Raw genomic sequence first — 21,240 nt, 5'->3', positions numbered from 1 at the left:
CATTCGTGACGGGAACCCGCGCCGTCACACGGCGCGGGATGCTGCTCCAGGTGCCGGCCCATCAGAACCAGCGGCGGTCCTCGCCCTGCCCCGTCACGTTCTCGACGCAGCGGCCGCAGATCTCGGGATGCGCGGGATCGGCACCCACATCCGCGCGATGCTGCCAGCAACGGATGCATTTCTCCGCGTCGCTCACGGCGGCGGACACGTAGACCTCGGCGCCGTCGATGTCGACGCGTTCCGCCGTGGCCGGGCGCCCGTCCAGCGGAGCGAGGGCAACGTCGGACGTGATGAAGAAGAACCGCAACTCGGACGCGGATTCGGCCAGGGCCGACTGCGTGGGGAGATCAGCGTGAATGGTGAGGGTGGCATCGAGCGACGCGCCGATCTGACCGGCCTTGCGCATGCCTTCCAGCACGCGGGAGGCGGTTTCGCGGACCGCCAGCAAGGTGCCCCACCAGCCGCGCGCATCGCCATCCTGGCGCGCGTCCAGGCCTTCGTAGAAGGTCTCGAACAGCACGGACTCACTACGCGTGCCCGGCATGTGCGCCCAGGCCTCCTCGGCGGTGAAGCTGACGATCGGCGCCAGCCAGCGCAGCATCGCCTCGAGAATGCGGTACATCGCGCTCTGCGCACTACGTCGGCCGAGGCTGTCCGTCGGCATCGTGTAGAGCCGGTCCTTGGTGATGTCGAGGTACAGCGCCCCCAGCTCATTGGTGCAGAAGTTCTGCACGCGCTGGACGATCTCGGGGAAGTCGTAGCGCTCGTAGGCTGCCACGATGGCCGCTTGCGCATCGGCCGCCTGCTGCACGGCCCAACGATCGAGCGGCAGGCAAGCCCCGGTGGCGAGCAGGTGCTTGTCCGGGTCGAAGCCGTCGAGGTTGCCGAGCAGGAACCGCGTCGTGTTGCGGATGCGCCGATAGGTATCCGCCACGCGCTTCAGGATCTCGTCCGAAAGCGACATCTCGTTGCGGTAATCGGTGGAGCAGATCCACAGGCGCAGGATGTCCGCGCCGAGGGTCTTCATGATGTCCTGCGGCTCGATGCCATTGCCCAGCGACTTGGACATCTTGCGACCCTGCGCGTCCACGGTGAAGCCGTGGGTCAGCACATGGTCATACGGCGCGCGGCCGTGGATGGCCGCCGACGTCAGCAACGAGGACTGGAACCAGCCGCGATGCTGGTCGGACCCTTCGAGGTACATCACCTTGTATTCGCTGGCGTCGCCGGTCTGGAGTTCAGGACGCGCGCCCACGACGGCGAAATGGCTCACGCCGGAGTCGAACCACACGTCGAGGACGTCGGTCACCTTCTGGTACTTGTCCGCGTCGTCGCCGAGCAGCTCGCGCGGGTCGAGCGTGAACCAGCAGTCAATGCCTTCCAGCGCGACCTTCTGCGCCACCTTTTCCATCAAGGGAACGCTGTCCGGGTGCGGCTCGTGCGTGTCCTTGTCGATGAATAGCGTGATCGGCACGCCCCAGGTGCGCTGGCGCGAGATGCACCAGTCGGGACGCCCTTCGACCATGCCCGCGATGCGTTCCTCGCCCCAGCCCGGCACCCAGCGCACGGCCTTGATCGACGTGAGCGCGGTGCGGCGCAGGTCGGCCTGTTCCATGCCGATGAACCACTGCGGCGTGGCGCGGAAGATCACCGGCGTCTTGTGTCGCCAGCAATGCGGGTAGCTGTGCGTGAGCTTCGCCGAGGCGAGCAGCATGCCGCGATCGCGCAGCAGGTCCACGATGAGGTCGTTCGCCTTCCAGATGTGCACGCCGGCGAAGGACACGTCGCCCGCCAGCGGCAGGTCGGCGCGATAGACACCGCGGCCGTCGACGTAATTGAGCGTGCCGATGCCGTAATTTTGGCCCACGGCGAAGTCTTCCGCGCCGTGATCGGGCGCGGTGTGCACGGCACCCGTGCCGTCTTCGTCCGACACGTGGTCACCGAGGATGATCGGCACGTGCTTGTCGTAGAACGGATGGCGCAGCGGCTGGTTTTCGAGCACGGCGCCCTGGACGCGGCCGAGCACATTCACCGTCTCCACGCCGTAGCGCGCCAGCGCCTTTTCGGCGAGCGCCGCGGCGATCACCAGGAGCAGCGGCTTGCCGCCGCGCGACGGGCCCTCGACGAGGACATACTCGATCTCGCCACCGAGCGACACCGCCTGACTGGAGGGCAGCGTCCACGGCGTGGTCGTCCAGATCGGCACGGCGATGGTCGCGTCGCCCGAGGCGATACCGAACAGCGCGCCGAAGGACACCGGGTCCACGGCGTCATAGGCGACGTCCACGGCCGGCGAGGTCTTGTCGGCGTATTCGATCTCCGCCTCGGCAAGCGCCGAGCCGCAATCGAAGCACCAGTAGACCGGCTTGGCACCGCGCACCACGTGGCCGTTGGCGACGATGCGCGCCAGCGCCCGGATCATGTCGGCTTCATAGGTGAAGTCGAGCGTGCGGTATGGCCTCTCCCAATCGCCCAGGACACCCAGGCGCTTGAAGTCGGCGCGCTGCAGGTCGATCTGGGCCATGGCGTACTCGCGGCACTTCTGCCGGAACGCCGCGGCGTCGAGCTTGTCGCCGGCCTTGCCGAATTTCTTCTCGATCGCGATCTCGATCGGCAGTCCGTGGCAGTCCCAGCCCGGCACGTAGGGTGCGCGATAGCCGGCCATCAGCTTCGACTTCACCACGACGTCCTTGAGCACCTTGTTGACCGCGTGGCCAAGGTGGATCGCGCCATTCGCATACGGCGGGCCATCGTGCAGCACGAAGACCTTGTCGCGGCCGGCAGTGCGCTCCTGGATCTGGGCATAGCGGCCCACGCGTTCCCACGTCGCCAGCCAGCCCGGCTCGCGCTTCGGCAGGTCGCCGCGCATCGGGAATGCCGTCTGCGGCAGGTTGATGGTGTTCTTGTAATCCTGGGTCATCGCGGGGAACCGTAGCTTTCAGGGATATCGACAAGTATGGGGTTCATCCCAAGGGCCTGCCGCGCGGCGATCTCGTCCTGGCGCATCTGCGCGGTCAGGGCCTCGAGACCGTCGAATTTTTCTTCGTCACGCAGTTTCCGCACGAACTCCACACCGATACGCTGGCCGTAGAGGTCGCCGGAGAAATCGAACAGGTGGGCCTCGAGCAGGGGCTCACGCACTTCGTTCACCGTCGGCCGGAAGCCCAGGCTGGCCACGCCGGGCCAGCTGCACGGACCGTCACCGATGCCGATGCGCACCGCGAAGATGCCGAGGATGGGGCTCACCCGCTCGCCCAGGTGCACGTTGGCGGTGGGATAGCCGAGGGTACGGCCGAGCTGCTTGCCGCGCTCGACGTGGCCGTCGATCACGAAGGGCCGGCCGAGCAGCTTCGTGGCACCGGCGAAGTCGCCCTCCGCCAACAGCGTACGTACGCGGGAGGAGGATACCCGCTCACCGTCGACGACCACGGCCGCGACGGCGTGAGCCGTGAAGCCGAGTTCGGCGCCCATCGCCTGCAGGAGGGCGAAGTCGCCGCCGCGACGGTGGCCGAAGCGGAAATCCTCGCCCACCCAGACCTCGCGGGCCGCCATGCGCCCGACGATGACCTTGCGGACGAAATCTTCGGCGGACATCTCGGTGAGGGCACGGTCGAAGCGCAGCGACAACAGCTCGCGGATACCGGCGGCGGTCATGCCTTCGGCCTTCTCGCGCACGCCGGAAAGGCGCGGCACCGGCTCCTTCGAGAAGAAGGCGCGCGGCAGCGGGTCGAAGCTGATCACGGCAGGCAACAGCCCTGCGTCTTCGGCACGCCGGCGAACTTCGGAAAGAATGGCCTGGTGCCCGAGGTGCAACCCGTCGAAAGCCCCGATGGCGACGATGCTGCCGCCGGGCGCGAGGCAAGGTCCGTCGACGTCGCGATGGAGTCGCAGCGTCATGCCGGGGCGCCCTGGAATCGATGCGGAATGAAAGCCATCGGGCCAGTATAGCGGCCCCCGCAAGGTGTTGTGGAAAGCGCGAGAATGGTTCGGATGCCCTAGTGCGCTCGCAATTCGCGCAAGCGGAAACCGAGGGCGAACAGGGTGACGAGATAGGCACCGCCGCCCGCGCCGACAAGCACGGCCAGGCGCCACACGCGCTCCCACTTCTCGACGCTGCTCCAGTCGGGCCAGATGGCGAGGCCCGCCAGCAGGACCGCGACCATGACGGCACACGCGACCCCGAGCCGGACGAGGTGGCGGCCCCACCCCGGCTGCCGTGTGTACACCCCCGCTTTCCCGAGCCAGCGCCAGAGCAGGAGCAGGTTGAGGTAGCTCGCCAAGGCGCTGGCCATGCCCAGCGCCATGTGCAGGCCAGGGATCGTCGCGATCGCCTCCATCCACGAACCGGCCTTCTGCGCCGGACTGGCCCAGAGGAAGAAAAGCAAGGCGAGGAAGGCCACGTTGAAGACCATGTTCGCCACGAGGGACGCGACGCCCGCGCGGACCGGCGTCTTCGTGTCCTTGCGCGCGTAGAAGGCCGGCAGCACCACCTTCACCAGGGCGAAGGCGGGCAAGCCGAAGCTCAGCGCCGAGATCGAGAGCGATGCCATCTTCGTGTCGAAGGCGGTGAAGCGACCGTGCTGGAAGATCGTCGCCACGAGCGGCATCGACAGGATCATCAAGGCGAACATCGCCGGCACGGCGATCAGGAGGGTCGTGCGCAGGCCCCAGTCGAGGGCGCGCGAGAAGCCTTCCTTGTCCGTCGCCACGTGGTGGCGCGACAGCGAAGGCAGGATGACCGTGCCGAGCGCGACGCCGAACACTCCCAGCGGCAACTCCAGGAAGCGGTCGGCCTGCGAGAGCCAGCTCTGCGAGCCGGCGACCAGCAGCGAGGCTATCACGGTGTCCAGGAGCAAGTTGATCTGGGCCACGGAGGAGCCGAACAGCGTCGGCACCATGAGCGTCATGATCCGGCGCACGTCCGGGGAGCTCCATCCCCAGCGCGGCAACGCCAGCAGGTCGAGCCCGCGCAATGCGGGCAGCTGGAAAACCAGTTGCAGCACGCCCGCGAGCAGGATCGCCCAGCCCATCGCCATGATCGGCGTGTGCAGCCGCGGCGCCAGCCACAAGGCGCCCGCGATCATGCACAGGTTGAGGATCACCGGCGTAAGCGCCGGCAGGCCGAAGCGGTGGAAACTGTTCAGCGCCCCGCCGCTGAGCGCCGTGAGCGAGACGAAGAGCAGGAACGGGAACGTCAGGCGCAGCAGGTCGACGGTGAGCTCGAACTTCTCCGGCGCCTCGATGGCTCCCGGCGAGAACAAGGCGGTGACCTGCGGCGCGAACACGATGCCCAGCGCCACCACCACCAGCAACACGCCGCCGAGGGTGCCCGACGTGAGGGCCATCAGCCGCTTCAGGTCCCCATGGGGCCGGGTCTCCTTCACCTCGGTGAAAACGGGTACGAAGGCGGTGGAGAAGGAGCCTTCGGCGAACAGCCGGCGCATGAAGTTCGGGATGCGGAAGGCGACCCAGAAGGCATCGGTGGCGGCATTGGCGCCGAACGAGGCGTTGATCGCCATGTCGCGCACCAGGCCGAGCACGCGCGAGACCATGGTCATGCCGCTGAAGCTGAGCACGCCGCGTAGGAGGCTGGGGGTTTTCATCCGGTCGAGGGGTATCCTTGGGCCGATCGGAACGGCCCTGGAGGCCGTCACAAACTCCTAGTTTGACAGCGGGGCCCGGGCAGAGGACAGTCCGTCGGCTGGAAATCCGCGGGCGCTGCCACCCGCCCCCGCCACGGAGCCGCGCGAGCGGGTCCTAAGCTATTGACGCGACCCGGCTTTGGGCCCAAAATGGGCGTCTTTTTTAAAACCAACCGAACTCTGGAGCTTTACCTTGGCCAACATCAAGTCCGCGAAGAAGCGTGCGCGTCAGTCGGAGCAGCGCCGTCTGCGCAACGTCAGCGCGCGTTCCATGGTGCGTTCCGCACTGAAGAAGGTCGTCAAGGCGATCGACGCCAAGGATAAGGCCGCCGCTACCAGCGCTTACGCCGTCGCCGTTCCGGTGATGGACCGTTACGCTGCCCGTGGCCTGATCCACAAGAACAAGGCTGCCCGTCACAAGAGCCGCCTGAACGCGAAGATCCGCGACCTGGCGTAAGCCTGCGCGACATCGCTGCTCACGAAAAAGCCGGCGCAAGCCGGCTTTTTCGTTTCCGTGCCGCTACTCGGTGGGAGCCGTTATTCGCCGCGCATGCGGACGTCGTCCGCCGCTTCCGTCTGCTCGCGGCGCGCCGCGCGCTCGGCGTCGAAGAACTGCTGCACCTTCAGGCAGACGTCCCAGGTGCCGACTTCACCGGCGGCGGAGACCAGGAACCACGGCGCCGTCCATTCGAGGCGCGCGACGATGTCGTCCACCACGCGCTTCAGCTCGTCCTGGTCGTCGATCACGTCGGACTTGTTGATCACCAGCCAACGCGGCCGCTCGACCAGCTCCGTGTCGAACTGCTGCAGCTCGCTCTCGATGGCGCGCACCTGCTCCACCGGATCGGAGCCGTCGATCGGACGGATGTCGACCACGTGCAGCAGGAGGCTGGTGCGGGAGACATGGCGGAGGAACTGGATGCCGAGGCCCGCGCCTTCCGCCGCGCCCTCGATGATGCCGGGGATGTCGGCAATCACGAAGCTCTGGTCGGTGCCGATGCGCACGACGCCCAGGTTGGGATGCAGCGTGGTGAACGGGTAATCCGCCACGCGCGGCGTCGCCGCCGACACGGCACGGATGAACGTGCTCTTGCCGGCGTTGGGGAAACCCAGCAGGCCGACATCGGCCAGCAGGCGCAGCTCGAGCTTGAGGTCGCGCACCTCGCCCGGCGTGCCCGGCGTGGACTTGCGCGGCGCCCGATTCACCGAACTCTTGAAGTGGATGTTGCCGAGGCCACCGCGACCGCCCTGCGCCACCTTCAGGCGCTGACCGTGCGCGGTGAGATCACCGATGACCTCGTCGGTATCGACGTTGGTGATCACGGTGCCTACCGGTACGCGAACCTCGATGTCCTCGCCGCCCTTGCCATACATCTGGCTGCCCATGCCGCCCTGCCCGCGCGGTGCCTTGAACGAGCGCATGTGACGGAAATCGACGAGCGTGTTGAGACCCTCGTCCGCGATCAGCCACACGGAGCCGCCGTTGCCGCCGTCGCCGCCGTCGGGGCCGCCGAAGGGGATGAATTTCTCTCGACGGAAGCTGACGCAGCCGTTGCCGCCGTCACCGGCCGAGACTCTGATTTGCGCTTCGTCGACGAATTTCATGGACAGGAACCTGGATGGATGAGACGGGCCTTACAAACGAAAAGCCCCGCCTATGGCGGGGCCTTCGCTATCGCGTCGAGTGAGGCTTACGCCTGGACGACGTCGACGAACTTGCGGCCCTTGTCGCCGCGGGTCTTGAACGACACGGTGCCGTCGACCAGCGCGAACAGGGTGTGGTCGCGGCCGAGGCCGACGCCCACGCCAGCGTGGAACTTGGTGCCACGCTGACGAACGATGATGTTACCGGCTTCGACAGCCTGGCCACCGTAGATCTTCACGCCGAGGTACTTCGGGTTCGAATCGCGGCCGTTACGGCTGGAACCTACGCCTTTTTTATGTGCCATGACTTATATCCTCCGGCGACTCAGGCGTTGATGCCCGTGATCTCGATTTCGGTGTAATGCTGACGGTGTCCCTGCGTGCGCTTGTAGTGCTTGCGACGACGGAACTTGACGATGCGGATCTTATCTGCGCGGCCGTGGGCGCGAACCTTCGCGCTGACGGTGGCACCGGCGACCAGCGGGGCGCCAACGGTGATCGATTCACCTTCGCCGACGAGGAGGACCTGGTCGAACTGGATGGTGGCATCGACTTCGGCGTTGAGCAGCTCGACGCGCAGGACTTCGCCTGCCATCACGCGATACTGCTTGCCACCGGTCTTGATGACTGCGTAGCTCATGGGAATTTCCTGTTGCTGATTATGTAGTTCTTTTTGGGGTGTTGCGGGTGTTGCGAATCGCGAATTATAGCGGGGCGCAAAAGGCAAGGTCAATCAGGTGGTTGCGCCAAAACGCGGGCAAGGGGCCCCGGCGACCGGGGCTCCGCGCATTGTCCGCTAAATCAAATAGTTAAGCTTACTTTCGGGGCGCGGGCGCAGGCTTGGCCGGGGCTGGCGCGGGCTTGGCGGCGCCGCCGGTGGCCGGGCACTGGCCTTGCGGGTTCAGGGTGCCCTGGCTCTGCAGCTGGGCGATCATCTGCTTGCCGCGCTCCTGGCCCCACTGCTTGCCGATCTGCATGCCCTCGGCCATCGTGGCCGGCATCTGCGTGATCACCTTCTGGCCCAGGGGCGAGCGGTAGAACTTGAGCAGGCCGTCGATATCGTCGGCGGTGAAGTGCTTCTGGTAGACCGGCACCATGCGGCCGATCAGCTGGTTGGTGGCGTTGGCGTCCACGAAACCCTGCCAATAGCTCGCTGGGACGCAGGGCAACGCGTTCTGCATCACGCCGGCCATCTGGCTGTTCATCTGGCTGAGCATGCGGCCCATGCCCACGGCGTCCATCAGCTGGCGCACCTGTTGCTCTGAGGGCACTGCCGCCAGCGCCTGGCCCGCACAACCCGCCAGCACGAGGCCGGCGGCGATCCCTGTCCACTTACGCATGCGTGTCTTCCTCTTCGGATGATTGGCTTCGATCCCCTCCCCGGGGCGGGGCCATGGTAGCCCTGCGGGCGCCCGTGGGGTAAGCCTCGCCCGGCGGCGACCAATCCCTCATAACAAATGTGATGAATCGTCAAAAGTCGACGCGGAATGAAGGCTGGAAACCCTTGGTATAGTCAGCGACTTCCCCCATTTACGTCGGCACATGGACAGCATTCGCATCCGCGGCGCCCGCACGCACAATCTCAAGAATATCGACCTCGACCTCCCCCGCGATCGCCTGATCGTGATCACGGGGCTGTCCGGGTCCGGCAAATCCTCGCTGGCTTTCGACACCATCTATGCCGAAGGCCAGCGTCGCTACGTCGAGTCACTGTCGGCCTACGCCCGGCAGTTCCTCTCGATGATGGAGAAGCCGGACGTCGACACGATCGAAGGCCTCTCGCCGGCCATCTCGATCGAGCAGAAGTCGACCTCGCACAATCCCCGCTCCACCGTCGGCACGATCACCGAGGTGTACGACTACCTGCGCCTGCTTTACGCGCGTGTCGGCACGCCGCGTTGCCCGAACCACGGTATCCCGCTGGAGGCCCAGACGGTCAGCCAGATGGTGGACACGGCGCTGGCGCTGGACCCCGACAAGCGCTGGATGCTCCTGGCGCCGGTGATCCGCGAGCGCAAGGGCGAGCACGTGCAGGTCTTCGACCAGCTGCGTGCGCAGGGCTTCGTCCGCGCACGCGTCGATGGCGAGGTCTACGACCTGGACGCCGTGCCGCCGCTCACCTTGCGCCAGAAGCACACGATCGAGGCTGTGATCGATCGCTTCCGCCCGCGCGAGGACATCAAGCAGCGCCTCGCCGAATCGTTCGAGACCGCGCTGCGCCTCGGCGACGGCATCGTCATCCTCGTGGACATGGACGATGCGAAGGCGCAGGAACAGCTGTTCTCCTCGCGCTACTCCTGCCCGATGTGCGATTACTCGCTGCCGGAGCTCGAGCCGCGCCTGTTCTCGTTCAATTCGCCGGTCGGCGCCTGTCCGACTTGCGACGGCCTCGGTGTCACGCAGGTCTTCGACCCGGCCCGCGTGGTCGGCCATCCGGAGCTCAGCCTGGCTGGCGGCGCGATCCGTGGCTGGGATCGCCGCAACGCCTACTACTACCAGATGGTCGTTTCGCTGGCGAAGCACTATGGCTTCGATCCGGAAACGCCCTGGCGCGAGCTGCCGAAGTCGGTGCAGAACGCGGTGCTCAACGGCTCCGGCCGAGAGTTGATCCCGTTCCGTTACATCACCGAACGCGGCGGCAAGGTCACCCGCGAACACAAGTTCGAGGGCATCCTGCCGAACCTCGAGCGCCGTTACCGGGAAACCGAGTCCGCGGCCGTGCGCGAGGAACTGGCGCGTTACATCGCCGACCATCCCTGCCCCGATTGCGGAGGCCAGCGCCTCAATCCCTCGGCGCGCAACGTCTTCGTGGCCGACCGCGCGATTCCGGAGCTGACCTCGCTGGCGATCGACTCCGCCCTGGCGTTCTTCGAAACGTTGAAGCTGCCGGGTTGGCGCGGCGAGATCGCGGTGAAGATCGTGAAGGAGATCCGCGAACGCCTTACCTTCCTCAACGACGTCGGCCTCAACTACCTCACCCTCGACCGGCAGGCGGATTCCCTGTCCGGTGGTGAGGCCCAGCGCATCCGCCTCGCCAGCCAGATCGGCGCCGGCCTCGTGGGCGTCATGTACGTGCTCGACGAGCCGTCGATCGGCCTGCACCAGCGCGACAACGAGCGCTTGCTGGGGACCCTCACCCGCCTGCGCGACCTCGGCAACACGGTCATCGTGGTGGAACACGACGAGGACGCCATTCGCGCGGCGGACCATATCCTGGACATCGGTCCGGGCGCCGGCGTGCACGGCGGCGACATCGTCGCCGAAGGCACGCTCGAGCAGGTGCTGGCGTCGCCACGCTCGGTCACGGCCAAGTACCTCAGCGGCGAACGCGGCATCGAGGTGCCGGCGAAGCGTCGCGAGGCCCGCGACGACCAGTGGATCGAGCTCAAGGGCGCCAGCGGCAACAACCTCAAGGACGTCGACGTCCGTATCCCGGTCGGTACCTTCACCTGCGTCACCGGCGTCTCGGGTTCGGGCAAGTCCACGCTCATCAACGACACGTTCTATCGCCTCGCCGCGATGGAACTCAATGGCGCGGGCGAGCAGCCGGCCCCGTACGAGTCGATCGAGGGACTGGAATTGTTCGACAAGGTCGTCGACATCGACCAGTCGCCCATCGGCCGCACGCCACGTTCGAACCCGGCCACGTACACCGGCCTGTTCACGCCGTTGCGCGAGCTCTACGCGCAGGTGCCCGAGTCGCGCCAGCGCGGCTACACGCCGGGCCGCTTCAGCTTCAACGTGCGCGGTGGCCGCTGCGAGGCTTGCGAAGGCGACGGCATGATCAAGGTGGAGATGCACTTCCTCCCGGACGTCTACGTGCCCTGCGACGTGTGCCATGGCAAGCGCTACAACCGCGAGACGCTCGAGGTCATGTACAAGGGCCACACCATCGCCGACGTGCTCGACATGACGGTGGAGGACGCCTTCAAGCTCTTCGAGAACGTGCCGGTCATCGCGCGCAAGCTGGAAACCCTGCGCGCCGTGGGTCTCGATTACATCAAGCTCGGCCAGAGTGCCACCACGCTCTCCGGCGGCGAGGCACAGCGCGTGAAGCTCTCGAAGGAGCTGTCCAAGCGCGATACCGGAAGCACGCTGTACATCCTCGACGAGCCGACCACCGGCCTGCACTTCCACGACATCGAGCAGCTGCTCGACGTGCTGCACAAGCTGGTGGAGCACGGCAACACCGTGGTCGTCATCGAGCACAACCTCGACGTCATCAAGACGGCGGACTGGTTGATCGACCTCGGCCCCGAAGGCGGCGCGGGCGGTGGCCGGATCCTCGTCAGCGGTACGCCGGAAACGGTGGCGGCGACGAAGTCCTCGCATACCGGCCGCTTCCTCCTGCCGCACCTGAAGCAGGGCAAGCCGGCCGCGAAGGCCGCCGCCCAGGCCCCGGCCAAGGCCGCGGTGAAGAAGGCTGCTACGAAGAAGGCGGCCGCGAAATCCGCTCCCGCCGCGAAAAAGAGAAGGACCGCATGAGCACCGAAGCCTCGCAGACGCCCTCGCCTGTTCCGCTGTTCATCACGCCGATGGACGTGCGCTGGCAGGACCTCGACGCGTACAACCACGTCAACAACGCCAACTACCTGGTCTACCTCCAGGAAGCGCGCTTGAACTGGCTCAAGGACATTCCCGGCGACTGGTACAGCCCCGCGGCGGCGCCGGTCATGGCGCATAGCGAGCTCAACTACCGGCTGCCGATCGAGTGGCCGGCCGATATCCAGATCGAGCTGTTCGTCAACCGCATCGGCAACAGCTCGATGACCATCGGGCATCGCATCCTCGACAGCAACGATCCCACGCGCATCCATTGCGACGGCAGCATCACCATGGTGTGGATCGACACCCGCAGCGGCCGGCCGGTGCCACTGCCGCAGGCGATACGCGACGCGGTGGCGGAAGCCGAGCGGCGATAAGCGTCGTAAAAGATCGCGAACGTTCAGTCCGCCCCGGTATGATCCGCGAGGGCCTACATGGAGAGCACCATGCTGCAACGTTCCCTCGTCCTCGCGATCGCCTGCGCCGTCGCCCTCCCCGCCTTCGCCGCCGATGAGCGGACCGCGCTCACGCTGTACCGCGCGGACGGCGACCAGCTGTTCTCCACGGGCGGCGACGCCGTCTCCGGCGATGGCTATGCCGTCGTCCACGAACGCCGCACCTTCGACCTGAAGGGCGGCACGCAAGACCTCTCCATCGACGGCCTGCCCTCGGCGCTCGACAGCGAGGCGCTAACCCTGCGCTTTCCCGGCAAGGAAACCCGCGTCGTTTCGCAGCGGCTGCTGCTCGGCCAGGGATTCGACGGTGCCGTGGCGGGCCTCGTTGGCCGCAACGTCAGCGTGATCGGCGAGAGCGGCCAACCCATCGTCAACGGCACGCTGGTGCGCGGTGGCGACGCGCTCGTCGTGCGCGAAGCGGGCGGCCAGGCGACGCTCGTCCGCCAGTACGCCGCCCTGCGGGCCGCCGACAGCACCGACTTCGCCCGCGGCTCGACCTTGCAGGTCCGTGTCACCGGTGGCAACGCGGGTCACGCCAACGCCCAGCTCGATTACCCCACCTCCGGCCTCGGTTGGCGTGGCGCGTACGTCGCCACGCTCCAGCCAGGCAGTGCCTGCCGCATGACCTTCGATGCCGCCGCCAGCATCGCGAACCGTAGCGGCCGCGACTGGAAGGACGTCACGCTGAAGCTGATCGCCGGCGAGGCGCGTCGTGCGAAGACGCCGCCGCAGCCACAAGCGCAAGATAGGATGTTCGTGTTCAAGGCCAGCGCCACGGAGGCAACACCCTCCCAAGCCCCCCTTGGCGACCTCCGCACGTACACCTTGCCCGCTGCCGTGGACCTGCCGGACGGCAGCGTCACGCAGACGCCGCTTTACGACCGCCGCACGCTGGATTGCGAGCGCCAGGCGTTGTACGACTCGCAGGCCGGCGGCTGGTTCCCGCCCCGTCCCAACCTGGAGCGGCAGACGGTCCCGCCGGCGAACGGCGTCCCGGTCGTCTCCAACCTGCGCTTCAAGGCTTTCGACAGCCTGCCGGCGGGCTATGTCCGCGTGTTGACCACCGACCGCGACGGTAACGCCGAACTCCTCGGTGAAGGTCGCATCGACGACACGCCGAAGAACCAGGACAGCACGGTGTCGCTGGGCAATGCGTTCGACCTGACGGCCAAGCGCGAGCAGACGACCTTCGCAGCGGACGCGAACGCGCACCGCATCGACGAAGGCTTCCGTATCGTGCTCTCCAATGCGGGCGACACCGCCCGCACGATCACCGTGCACGAGCACCCGAACCGCTGGCGGGCGTGGAAAGTCACCTCGTCGTCGGTGAAGCCGACGAAGGTCTCGCCCGAACTGCTCGAGTTCAAGGTGGACGTGCCGGCCAATGGCAGCGCCACGTTGGACTATGCGGTGCAGTACACGTGGATAGATGCGGATATCGAGCGCTGACCGCGAGCACCCATCGCCGACAGGGTCGGCTCCCACCGGGCAACAATCCACGGCAAGCCACCACGCATCCAGGAACCAGCACATGCTCGATATCCTTCCGCACGACGGCGGCATCCATGAAATCCGCATGGCGCGCGCGCCGGTGAACGCGTTCGACATCGGCCTGCTCCAGGCGATGCGCGAGGCCATCGTCGAGGCGCCGTCCAACGGCGCGCGCGGCATCGTGATTTCGGGTGCGCAAGGCATGTTCTCCGCTGGCGTGGACGTGCCCGCGCTGATCCAGCGCGACCGCGCGGGGGTGAAGGAATTCTGGGACGCGTTCTTCGCGCTCTGCGGCGCCATCGCCGCCTCGAGTGTGCCGACCGTCGCCGCGATCACGGGCCATAGCCCGGCCGGTGGGGCGGTGGTGTCGCTGTTCTGCGATTACCGCATCATGGCCCACGGGGTGTACAAGATCGGCCTCAACGAAGTGCAGGTCGGCCTCTCGGTGCCCGAGCCGATCCAGTTCGCCATGCGGCGCATCGTGGGCGCCTATCGCGCCGAACGCCTGCTCGTGGCGGGGGCCATGGTCGACGCGGAACAGGCCCATGCCATCGGTCTCGTCGACGAGTTGACGGCCGTCGAGCAGGTGGTGACACGCGCCGTCCTATGGCTCGACGACCTGTTGAAGCTGCCGGCCAAGGCGATGCTGCGCACCCGTGCGATCGCACGCGCCGACCTCGTGGCCGTCTGGGGCGACACCACGAACCTGCTCGATCCCGGTTTCATCGACGACTTCTTCGGCGACGAAACGCAGACCGTCCTGAAGGCGCTCGTGGCCCGCCTGAAGTCGAAATAACCTCAGGCGTAACCGCTGCGCCGGCACAGCTCCGCGAGAATGGGACGGTCGGCCGGCGCCAGCAGCATCGGATCGATCGCCGCCGGTTCATGCCAGGCGATGGCCGCGGCGTCGAGTGCGGCGGGCGCTCCCGCCCACCGGCGCACCACGATCGCCTCCAGCAGCATCTCGCGCTCGTCGTAGCGCCAGGGCACGTGGATCAGGGCCTCGCAGGACGAGGGATCGACCGCGATGCCGAGTTCCTCGTCGAGTTCGCGCACGAGAGCGGTCATCACCGTCTCGCCCGGTTCGAGCTTGCCGCCCGGGAACTCCCACATGCCCGCCAGGTGCTTCCCGGCGGGACGCTGCGCGATGAGGATCTGTCCCCGGCCGTCGACGAGGACGCCGGCGACCACGTGCATCAACGGTGCCTGTGGTGTTCGACCGGGGTGTTCCTGACGTACTCGACCATGTCGAAGGGGAACGGGTGCTCGGCGTCGGCCGCGTGTTTCACGCGCGATACTTCCGTCCAGTCCTTGAAGTCGATGCCGGGGAAAAAGACGTCCGCGCCTTCCACGGCCGCATAGACCCAGGTGAGGTAGAGCGTGCTCGCCAAGGGCAGCGCCTCGCGAAATACTTCACCCCCACCGATCACCATCAGCCCGGCGTGGTCGCAGCGGGCCTGGGCTTCCTGGACCGACTTGACCGCGATCTGCCCCTCGTACGGCGCGTTTCCCTTGCGCGAAAGCACGTAATTGACGCGCTCCGGCAGCGCCTTGCCGATGGACTCGGCGGTCTTGCGGCCCATCAGGACCGAGCGGTCCCTGGTCAGCTTCTTGAAGTATTTCAGGTCGTCCGGAAGATGCCAGGGCAGGCCGCCCTTCTTGCCGATGGCAAAGTTTTCGTCGAGCGCGGCAACCAGGTGAACAGCCATGGACCTTCCTTCGAGGTGAGTTTGAGCGATCGGGCCCGTGACCCTGCGTGCGAATAGTAGTCCTCCGCGTGGGAGCGCGAAACCGACCGAAAGGCAGCCGGAGAGGTCATGGGCGCTGCCAGTACCGCGTCAACGGCGGCTGTGAACCGGTCACGGGATCGGTGTCGGGATACGGCAACGTCCTGATCCTCTCGCGCATGGCCTCGTCGGGCGCTTCGCGGCAGATATCCCACTCCTGGCCGTCCGGATACGCGCCCACCACCATGAAATCCTGCGAGGCGGCGAGGCAGCGGTGCCCCGTGCCCGCCGGAAGCAACACGACGTCTCCGCGGCTGACGGTGACCTCCTCGCCACCGGGGCCGCCGAGGACGAGGGTGGCCGAGCCTTCGCCGCATCCGAGGACCTCGTGCGCCGAGGAATGGTAGTGGTGGTAGTCGTACACGCCGTCACGCCAGCGCGGTACCCATCCGTTGCCGGCGAAGAGCCTTTCGAATGCAGCGGCCACGTCGCCTTCCGACAGCACGCCGCGGTAATGCAGCACGGGCAGCCGAGGGTTGTTCGGCACCCAGTCGCGCGGGGGCAGGAGCATGCTGTCCGGCGTCATTCGTTGGTCTCCGCTGCAGTGTCGTCCTGATGATGCGTCGCGCGCCGTGGATACGAGGTCATGGGGCGTGGAATCGTATCCTCCAAGACGACGACGGGTTTCCGAGGTGAGATTGCCCGCCAGGGACGAGCGGCCCACCCCACAGGACTGATGCATTCCCATCGAGGAGTCACGTCATGTCGGACGATTCCACGTCAGCCACTCGCTGGCCGTTGTTCACTGCTACCGCGCTGGCGGCGGCCTTCCAATGGGTCCTTCCCGCGCCGGTGCACGCCGCCCCGCCTCCGGCACCCGTGACTGCTGCGGCGATCGTCGACCAGGCTTCGCGCGTGGCCAGTGCCTCCGCATCGAACAACGATGCGCCGGCAGCCGCTCCTTCCCAAAACGATACGTCGATCCGACCATTCCCGAAGGTGCATGTGTCCGACGATGCGCTGGCCGACCTGCGCCGCCGCATCGCGGCGACGAAGTGGCCCGACCAGGAGACGGTGAAGGACACATCCCAAGGGGTGCAGCTGGCCACCATGCGCAAGCTGGCCGATTACTGGCAGTCCAACTATGACTGGCGCAAGGTCGAAGCGAGGCTCAACGCGCTACCGCAGTTCGTGACAACGATCGATGGCGTCGATATCCACTTCATCCATGTGCGCTCCAAGAACAAGAACGCCCTGCCCGTCATCATCACCCACGGCTGGCCCGGCTCCATCATCGAGCAGATGAAGGTCATCGAGCCGCTGACCAACCCCACCGCGCACGGCGGAACGGCCGCGGAGGCCTTCGATGTCGTGATCCCCTCCCTGCCCGGATATGGGTATTCCGGCAAGCCCACCACGACCGGCTGGGACCCGCAGCACATCGCACGCGCCTGGATCGTCTTGATGAAGCGGCTGGGATACAAGCACTTCGTGGCGCAGGGTGGCGACTGGGGCGATGCGGTCTCGGAGCAGATGGCGGTGATTGCGCCGCCGGAACTGCTGGCGATCCACACGAACATGCCCGCCACGATCCCCGACGACATCGCCAAGTCGCTGGCGGCAGGCGGCCCCGCGCCCGCGGGCCTCTCACCCGAGGAACGCAGCGCTTATGGGCAACTCGACTTCTTCTACAAGCACGGTCTGGGCTATGCCCAGGAGATGACCAACAAGCCACAGACGCTCTACGCGCTCGAGGATTCCCCCGTGGGGCTCGCCGCGTGGATGCTCGACCACGACATCCGCAGCTATGAGCTGATCGCTCGTGTGTTCGACGGGAGGAAGGAAGGCCTGTCGCGCGATGACGTCCTGGACAACGTGACGCTGTACTGGCTGACGAATACGGCGGTCTCGTCCGCGCGGCTTTACTGGGAGAACAAGCTGGCCTTCTTCGAACCCAAGCACCTCACGATTCCTGTCGCCGTCAGCGTGTTTCCAGACGAGATTTATGCCGCACCGCGGAGCTGGACCGAGAAGGCCTTTCCGAAGCTGATCCACTACAACCGGCTTCCGAAGGGTGGGCATTTCGCAGCCTGGGAGCAGCCCGATGCCTTCGTCAGCGAACTGCGGGCGTCATTCAAGTCGGTGCGGTAACAGCCAATCAGGCGTCGCTTTCTTTTCCGCTGTGGGCGGTGATGGGTTTGTCGGGCGTCGGTCGCGCCATCGCGCGGCCGAACGTTCCGACGGCGCGGGCGAGTGGGGTCAGGGTGCGCCAGAGTTCATCGTCGTTGAGCAGGCGGTAGACACCCCTCACACCGGGCGCCTCGTCGTCCGGCTCGCGTCGTGCGGCGTCCAGGGCCTGTGCCGCCTCGCGCGCGGCCTCGGCGAATTTGTACACCGCGCCGGGAGGAATCCTTCCCAACACCATCGCCAGCGCCGAGACGTTCTGCATGACGTTGCGTGCGCCTTCGGTTTCGAGCCCCTTTACGACGATGGCGGCGATATCCTGGTTCGCCGCGACAAGGTCGTTCGCCAGGCGCAGCACGCCATGCGCATGCAGGGTCTCCAGCAGACGTTCCCATTCCTCGCGCGCCGTCGCATGCGTGCGAACCGGCGTGGGTTTGAAGTCGAGGGGTTCGGCCATCACAGTGTCTCCGGATGCTCGATGTGTCGCGGGGGCTGCTCGTATTCCGGGCGCTCCCATTTCGCGCCCGCATCCGGCCCCGAGTTCGGCGTGCGCTTCCCGTAACGGAAATTGCGGTACGGCAAGGCCGGCTCGCCTTTCGGCCGCGGCAGTTTCTCGATACGTACCGCCAGCTCCTTGTATCCCGGTGTGTTCACGTCAGGATCGTGGTGCTCGCCCGTCAAGGCGTTCACGCCCGGCTTGGAGTGGTGGATCGGCATGAACAGGGTATTGCCTTGCACGCGATCGGTGACCACGGCGCGTACTTCCACGCTCGCGCGCCGGGACGTCACCTTCAGCCAGGTGCCGTCTTCGATGCCGCGCTCACGTGCGAGATCGCTGCCGACCTCGACGAACCATTCGGGCGACAGGTGCGTGATGCGACCGCCGCGTCCGGTCTGGTTAGTCGATTGGAAATGCTCGAGCAGGCGACCGTTGTCGAGCATGAGGTCGAACGCGTCGTCGGCCTGCTCGCCCGGCGGCTTCCATGCCAGGGGGTACAGCTTGGCCTTGCCGTCCGGAAACTTGAAGGTCTCCGTGTAGAGGAGCGACGTGTCCGTGCCGTCCGCCGCGACAGGCCATTGCAGCGATTTCCAACCTTCCAGTCGCTCATAGCTCACGCCGGCGAACATGTCCGCAATGCCCGCGCATTCGCGCATGATGGCCGCCGGGCCATCGTAGCCCCAGTCGTAGCCGAGGCGTTTCGCCACCTCGTTGAGGATCCACCAGTCGGGACGGCTGTTCCCCAGTGGCGGCATGACCTGATGGAAGCGCTGGATGCGCCGCTCGGTGTTGGTGAAGGTGCCGTCCTTCTCCACGCTTGGGCATGCGGGTAGCACCACGTCGGCGAACTGTGCCGTCCGGCTGAGGAACATGTCCTGGACCACGAAGAAGTCCATACCGGCAAAGGCCTTCTCGACGTTCGCGGTATCCGCGTCGGACACGGCGGTTTCCTCGCCGATCACCCACATCGCCTTGACCTTGCCCTTCCCTGCTTCCACGACCATGGCGAAATTATCGAGGCCCGCCTCGTTCGACAGGCGTTCCACGGGGACGCCCCACGCCTTCGCCCACTTGGCGCGCGCGGCTTCGTCGGTCACCTTTTCGTAGCCAGGATAGACGTCCTTGAGGCAGCCGAAGTCGCTGGCCCCTTGCACGTTGTTGTGGCCGCGCATGGGATAGCCTCCGGTACCGGGCCGGCCGTAGTTGCCGGTGACCAGGAGAAGATTGGACAAGGCCGTGCTGGTATCGGAACCGTGCGTGTGCTGGGTGATGCCCATCGCCCAGAGCAGGCAAACGCTGCGGGCGCCAGCGATCATCCTCGCGGCGTCGACCAGGCGCTCGCGCGGAACCCCCGTGATCGCTTCGGCGAACTCCATCGTGAACGGCTCCAGCGAGCGCCGGTAATCGTCGAGGCCGTTCACGCGCTGCTCGAGGAAGGCCGTATCGGCCAATCCTTCGTCGAGGATGTAGCGCGCGGTGGCGCTCGCCCAGACGAGGTCGGTGCTCGGCGTCAGCTGGAGGAAGACGTTCGCCCTCTCCGCCATTTCATGGCGACGCGGATCCACGACGAGCAGTTTCTGCCCGTGCAGCTTATGGGCGCGCTTGATCTTGGAGGCGATCACCGGATGGCATTCGGCCGTATTCGAACCGACCAGTACCACCAGGTCCGCCGCCTCGATGTCCTTGATCGAGCCGGCGTCGCCGCCATAGCCGACCGTGCGGAAGAGACCCATCGTCGCCGGGTTCTGGCAGTAGCGGGATGAGTTGTCGACGCTGTTGGTGCCGAAGATGAGCCGCGCGATCTTCTGCGTGAGGTAGGCCTCTTCGTTGCTCGCCTTGCTGGAGCCGATGAAACCCATCGCTTTCGGCCCGTGCTGCGCATGCACTTCGCGGAGCCGTCTCGCCACGAGATCGAGCGCCTCGTCCCAACTCGCCTCGCGAAACGCCCCGTTCTCGCGAATCAGCGGCTGCGTGAGGCGGTCCGGACTGTTGACGAAGTCCCAGCCGAACTTGCCCTTGACGCAGGTAGAGATGCCATTGGCCGGTGCATCCACCACCGGCTGGACTTTCAGGATGTGCCTGTCGCGCGTGACCATCTCGAACGCGCAGCCCACCCCGCAGTACGTGCACACCGTCTTGGTCCGGCGCACTTCGGCCTGCCGCATGGATGCATCGATTTCCGAAAGCGCCGTCACCGGCCGCGCGCCCGTCGTATTCTCCAGCGCCTTCACCAGGTCGATCAGCGGACGCTTCACCCGCTCCTCCATCGCGGTGAAGGGACCGGCGTCCGGCTGCATGGTCTTTTCCAGCAGCGCGTTGCACGGACAGACGGTGACGCAATGGCCGCAGGAGACGCAGCTGGACTGGTCGATGGGTCGACCGCCGTCCCAAAGCACGCGGGGATGCTCGGCCGTGTAATCGATGCTCAAGGTCTCGTTGACCTCGACGTTCTGGCACGCCTCGACACAGCGGCCACAGAGGATGCACTGGTCGGGATCGTATGTGTAGAACGGATTGCTGGTGTCCTTCGCAAAGGGTTTGCGCACGAACGGGTAGCGCTGGATCGGCATGTCCATCGCGGCAACGGTATTGTGCAGGGTGCAGTCGCCGAGGTTGTGCTCGCACACGGTGCAGTACAGCTCGTGCTTCGCCAGCAGGCGATCCATGCCTTCCTCGCGCGCCGCCACCGCCCGTTCGCCCCGCGTCTCCACCCGGCTGCCCGGCTGTGCGATGTGGTCGCAACTGCGCACCAGTTCGCCATCCACCTCCACCCAGCAGGTATCGCAGGTCTTCAACGGACCGAGGGCCTCGTTGTAGCAGACACGCGGCACGTCGATGCCGTGGCGTGTAAAGACGTCGACGAGCCTTTCGTCTTCCCCGACGAGGCGGGGAAGGCCGTCGATCACGACGGTCGGTGCGATGACGGACATGAGCCTCTCGCCTCGGTGGTTGCGTTGCCTTCCGACAGCGTGTGCGCGATACCGGCCACGTTTGGTGTACGTCACGCGTTCCACGGCTTCACGAAGCCCGCACGGGGTCGCGACTAGCGTGAA

Annotated in this window: 18 protein-coding genes; 6 read left to right on the top strand and 12 right to left on the bottom strand. The window is 66.4% G+C overall.

From position 1 onward, the window contains the following. Positions 1 to 61: 61 nt before the first annotated feature. The 3 genes from ileS to murJ all read right to left on the bottom strand — a co-directional run bounded on the left by ileS (position 62) and on the right by murJ (position 5,603). Positions 62 to 2,920 (bottom strand): isoleucine--tRNA ligase, encoded by a 2,859-nt coding sequence (gene ileS, locus ACQKIE_RS11840; RefSeq protein WP_427459251.1) that lies wholly within the window; start codon positions 2,918 to 2,920, stop codon positions 62 to 64. Further along, a complete protein-coding gene (locus ACQKIE_RS11835; protein WP_427459249.1) occupies positions 2,917 to 3,897 on the bottom strand; it encodes a bifunctional riboflavin kinase/FAD synthetase in 981 nt (326 codons plus the stop codon). The genes ileS and ACQKIE_RS11835 overlap by 4 nt, the downstream gene beginning before the upstream one ends. 98 nt (positions 3,898 to 3,995) lie before the next feature. Continuing rightward, positions 3,996 to 5,603 carry a murein biosynthesis integral membrane protein MurJ gene (gene murJ / locus ACQKIE_RS11830; RefSeq protein ID WP_427459247.1) on the bottom strand — a complete coding sequence of 536 codons (1,608 nt, stop codon included), beginning with the start codon at positions 5,601 to 5,603 and terminating at the stop codon, positions 3,996 to 3,998. Positions 5,604 to 5,835: 232 nt separating this feature from the next. On the opposite strand from murJ, the gene rpsT reads away from it, so the two are divergent. Then, positions 5,836 to 6,099: a 30S ribosomal protein S20 gene (gene rpsT, locus ACQKIE_RS11825; RefSeq protein WP_045831394.1), complete on the top strand. Its 264-nt coding sequence runs from the start codon at positions 5,836 to 5,838 to the stop codon at positions 6,097 to 6,099. 80 nt (positions 6,100 to 6,179) lie between these two features. Here the strand turns inward: rpsT and cgtA are convergent, their stop codons facing one another. The 4 genes from cgtA to ACQKIE_RS11805 all read right to left on the bottom strand — a co-directional run bounded on the left by cgtA (position 6,180) and on the right by ACQKIE_RS11805 (position 8,626). Continuing rightward, a complete protein-coding gene (gene cgtA, locus ACQKIE_RS11820) occupies positions 6,180 to 7,247 on the bottom strand; it encodes an Obg family GTPase CgtA (protein WP_427459245.1) in 1,068 nt (355 codons plus the stop codon). A gap of 86 nt (positions 7,248 to 7,333) precedes the next feature. Beyond that, positions 7,334 to 7,591, bottom strand: coding sequence for a 50S ribosomal protein L27 (gene rpmA / locus ACQKIE_RS11815; RefSeq protein WP_072321611.1), 258 nt, complete (start codon positions 7,589 to 7,591; stop codon positions 7,334 to 7,336). A 20-nt stretch (positions 7,592 to 7,611) separates the two neighbouring features. After that, a complete protein-coding gene (gene rplU / locus ACQKIE_RS11810) occupies positions 7,612 to 7,926 on the bottom strand; it encodes a 50S ribosomal protein L21 (RefSeq protein ID WP_331546347.1) in 315 nt (104 codons plus the stop codon). A 175-nt stretch (positions 7,927 to 8,101) separates the two neighbouring features. Further along, complete coding sequence (locus ACQKIE_RS11805) at positions 8,102 to 8,626, bottom strand: DUF2059 domain-containing protein (protein WP_427459241.1); 525 nt, start codon at positions 8,624 to 8,626, stop codon at positions 8,102 to 8,104. A gap of 202 nt (positions 8,627 to 8,828) precedes the next feature. Here ACQKIE_RS11805 and uvrA point away from each other — a divergent pair, with 202 nt between their 5' ends. The 4 genes from uvrA (at position 8,829) to ACQKIE_RS11785 (ending at position 14,573) form a co-directional block, all read left to right on the top strand. Further along, positions 8,829 to 11,771: an excinuclease ABC subunit UvrA gene (uvrA, locus tag ACQKIE_RS11800; protein WP_427459239.1), complete on the top strand. Its 2,943-nt coding sequence runs from the start codon at positions 8,829 to 8,831 to the stop codon at positions 11,769 to 11,771. Further along, entirely contained in the window at positions 11,768 to 12,208 is a 441-nt protein-coding gene (locus tag ACQKIE_RS11795; RefSeq protein ID WP_427459237.1) for an acyl-CoA thioesterase, read from the top strand. The genes uvrA and ACQKIE_RS11795 overlap by 4 nt, the downstream gene beginning before the upstream one ends. A 69-nt stretch (positions 12,209 to 12,277) precedes the next feature. After that, positions 12,278 to 13,735: a DUF4139 domain-containing protein gene (locus ACQKIE_RS11790; RefSeq protein WP_427459235.1), complete on the top strand. Its 1,458-nt coding sequence runs from the start codon at positions 12,278 to 12,280 to the stop codon at positions 13,733 to 13,735. 82 nt (positions 13,736 to 13,817) lie between these two features. Further along, entirely contained in the window at positions 13,818 to 14,573 is a 756-nt protein-coding gene (locus ACQKIE_RS11785) for an enoyl-CoA hydratase/isomerase family protein (RefSeq protein WP_427459233.1), read from the top strand. 2 nt (positions 14,574 to 14,575) lie between these two features. Here ACQKIE_RS11785 and ACQKIE_RS11780 read toward each other — a convergent pair whose 3' ends face one another. From ACQKIE_RS11780 to ACQKIE_RS11770, 3 genes are all read right to left on the bottom strand, one after another. Continuing rightward, a complete protein-coding gene (locus ACQKIE_RS11780) occupies positions 14,576 to 14,974 on the bottom strand; it encodes a (deoxy)nucleoside triphosphate pyrophosphohydrolase (protein ID WP_427459231.1) in 399 nt (132 codons plus the stop codon). Beyond that, a complete protein-coding gene (locus ACQKIE_RS11775) occupies positions 14,974 to 15,486 on the bottom strand; it encodes a dihydrofolate reductase (RefSeq protein WP_427459229.1) in 513 nt (170 codons plus the stop codon). The genes ACQKIE_RS11780 and ACQKIE_RS11775 overlap by 1 nt, the downstream gene beginning before the upstream one ends. 106 nt (positions 15,487 to 15,592) lie before the next feature. Next, positions 15,593 to 16,090 (bottom strand): cupin domain-containing protein, encoded by a 498-nt coding sequence (locus ACQKIE_RS11770; protein ID WP_427459227.1) that lies wholly within the window; start codon positions 16,088 to 16,090, stop codon positions 15,593 to 15,595. Positions 16,091 to 16,266: 176 nt separating this feature from the next. On the opposite strand from ACQKIE_RS11770, the gene ACQKIE_RS11765 reads away from it, so the two are divergent. Then, positions 16,267 to 17,655, top strand: a complete 1,389-nt coding sequence (locus ACQKIE_RS11765) for an epoxide hydrolase family protein (protein WP_427459225.1) — start codon at positions 16,267 to 16,269, stop codon at positions 17,653 to 17,655. Positions 17,656 to 17,662: 7 nt separating this feature from the next. Here the strand turns inward: ACQKIE_RS11765 and ACQKIE_RS11760 are convergent, their stop codons facing one another. Together ACQKIE_RS11760 and fdhF are read right to left on the bottom strand one after the other, a co-directional pair. After that, positions 17,663 to 18,145, bottom strand: coding sequence for a DUF1641 domain-containing protein (locus tag ACQKIE_RS11760; protein ID WP_427459223.1), 483 nt, complete (start codon positions 18,143 to 18,145; stop codon positions 17,663 to 17,665). Then, positions 18,145 to 21,117, bottom strand: a complete 2,973-nt coding sequence (gene fdhF / locus ACQKIE_RS11755; RefSeq protein ID WP_427459221.1) for a formate dehydrogenase subunit alpha — start codon at positions 21,115 to 21,117, stop codon at positions 18,145 to 18,147. Before fdhF ends, ACQKIE_RS11760 begins: the two co-directional genes overlap by 1 nt. Positions 21,118 to 21,240 lie beyond the last annotated feature (123 nt).

The organism is Luteibacter sp. NPDC031894 (genome assembly GCF_050273135.1).
Taxonomy (GTDB): Bacteria; Pseudomonadota; Gammaproteobacteria; order Xanthomonadales; family Rhodanobacteraceae; genus Luteibacter.
This window is presented reverse-complemented; position numbering and strand designations above follow the sequence as displayed.

Coding starts and splice junctions, on each gene's coding strand:
- ileS (WP_427459251.1), bottom strand. CDS start 2,920: ATGACCCAGGATTACAAGAACACCATCAACCTGCCGCAGACGGCATTC.
- ACQKIE_RS11835 (WP_427459249.1), bottom strand. CDS start 3,897: ATGACGCTGCGACTCCATCGCGACGTCGACGGACCTTGCCTCGCGCCC.
- murJ (WP_427459247.1), bottom strand. CDS start 5,603: ATGAAAACCCCCAGCCTCCTACGCGGCGTGCTCAGCTTCAGCGGCATG.
- cgtA (WP_427459245.1), bottom strand. CDS start 7,247: ATGAAATTCGTCGACGAAGCGCAAATCAGAGTCTCGGCCGGTGACGGC.
- rpmA (WP_072321611.1), bottom strand. CDS start 7,591: ATGGCACATAAAAAAGGCGTAGGTTCCAGCCGTAACGGCCGCGATTCG.
- rplU (WP_331546347.1), bottom strand. CDS start 7,926: ATGAGCTACGCAGTCATCAAGACCGGTGGCAAGCAGTATCGCGTGATG.
- ACQKIE_RS11805 (WP_427459241.1), bottom strand. CDS start 8,626: ATGCGTAAGTGGACAGGGATCGCCGCCGGCCTCGTGCTGGCGGGTTGT.
- uvrA (WP_427459239.1), top strand. CDS start 8,829: ATGGACAGCATTCGCATCCGCGGCGCCCGCACGCACAATCTCAAGAAT.
- ACQKIE_RS11795 (WP_427459237.1), top strand. CDS start 11,768: ATGAGCACCGAAGCCTCGCAGACGCCCTCGCCTGTTCCGCTGTTCATC.
- ACQKIE_RS11790 (WP_427459235.1), top strand. CDS start 12,278: ATGCTGCAACGTTCCCTCGTCCTCGCGATCGCCTGCGCCGTCGCCCTC.
- ACQKIE_RS11785 (WP_427459233.1), top strand. CDS start 13,818: ATGCTCGATATCCTTCCGCACGACGGCGGCATCCATGAAATCCGCATG.
- ACQKIE_RS11780 (WP_427459231.1), bottom strand. CDS start 14,974: ATGCACGTGGTCGCCGGCGTCCTCGTCGACGGCCGGGGACAGATCCTC.
- ACQKIE_RS11775 (WP_427459229.1), bottom strand. CDS start 15,486: ATGGCTGTTCACCTGGTTGCCGCGCTCGACGAAAACTTTGCCATCGGC.
- ACQKIE_RS11770 (WP_427459227.1), bottom strand. CDS start 16,090: ATGACGCCGGACAGCATGCTCCTGCCCCCGCGCGACTGGGTGCCGAAC.
- ACQKIE_RS11765 (WP_427459225.1), top strand. CDS start 16,267: ATGTCGGACGATTCCACGTCAGCCACTCGCTGGCCGTTGTTCACTGCT.
- ACQKIE_RS11760 (WP_427459223.1), bottom strand. CDS start 18,145: ATGGCCGAACCCCTCGACTTCAAACCCACGCCGGTTCGCACGCATGCG.
- fdhF (WP_427459221.1), bottom strand. CDS start 21,117: ATGTCCGTCATCGCACCGACCGTCGTGATCGACGGCCTTCCCCGCCTC.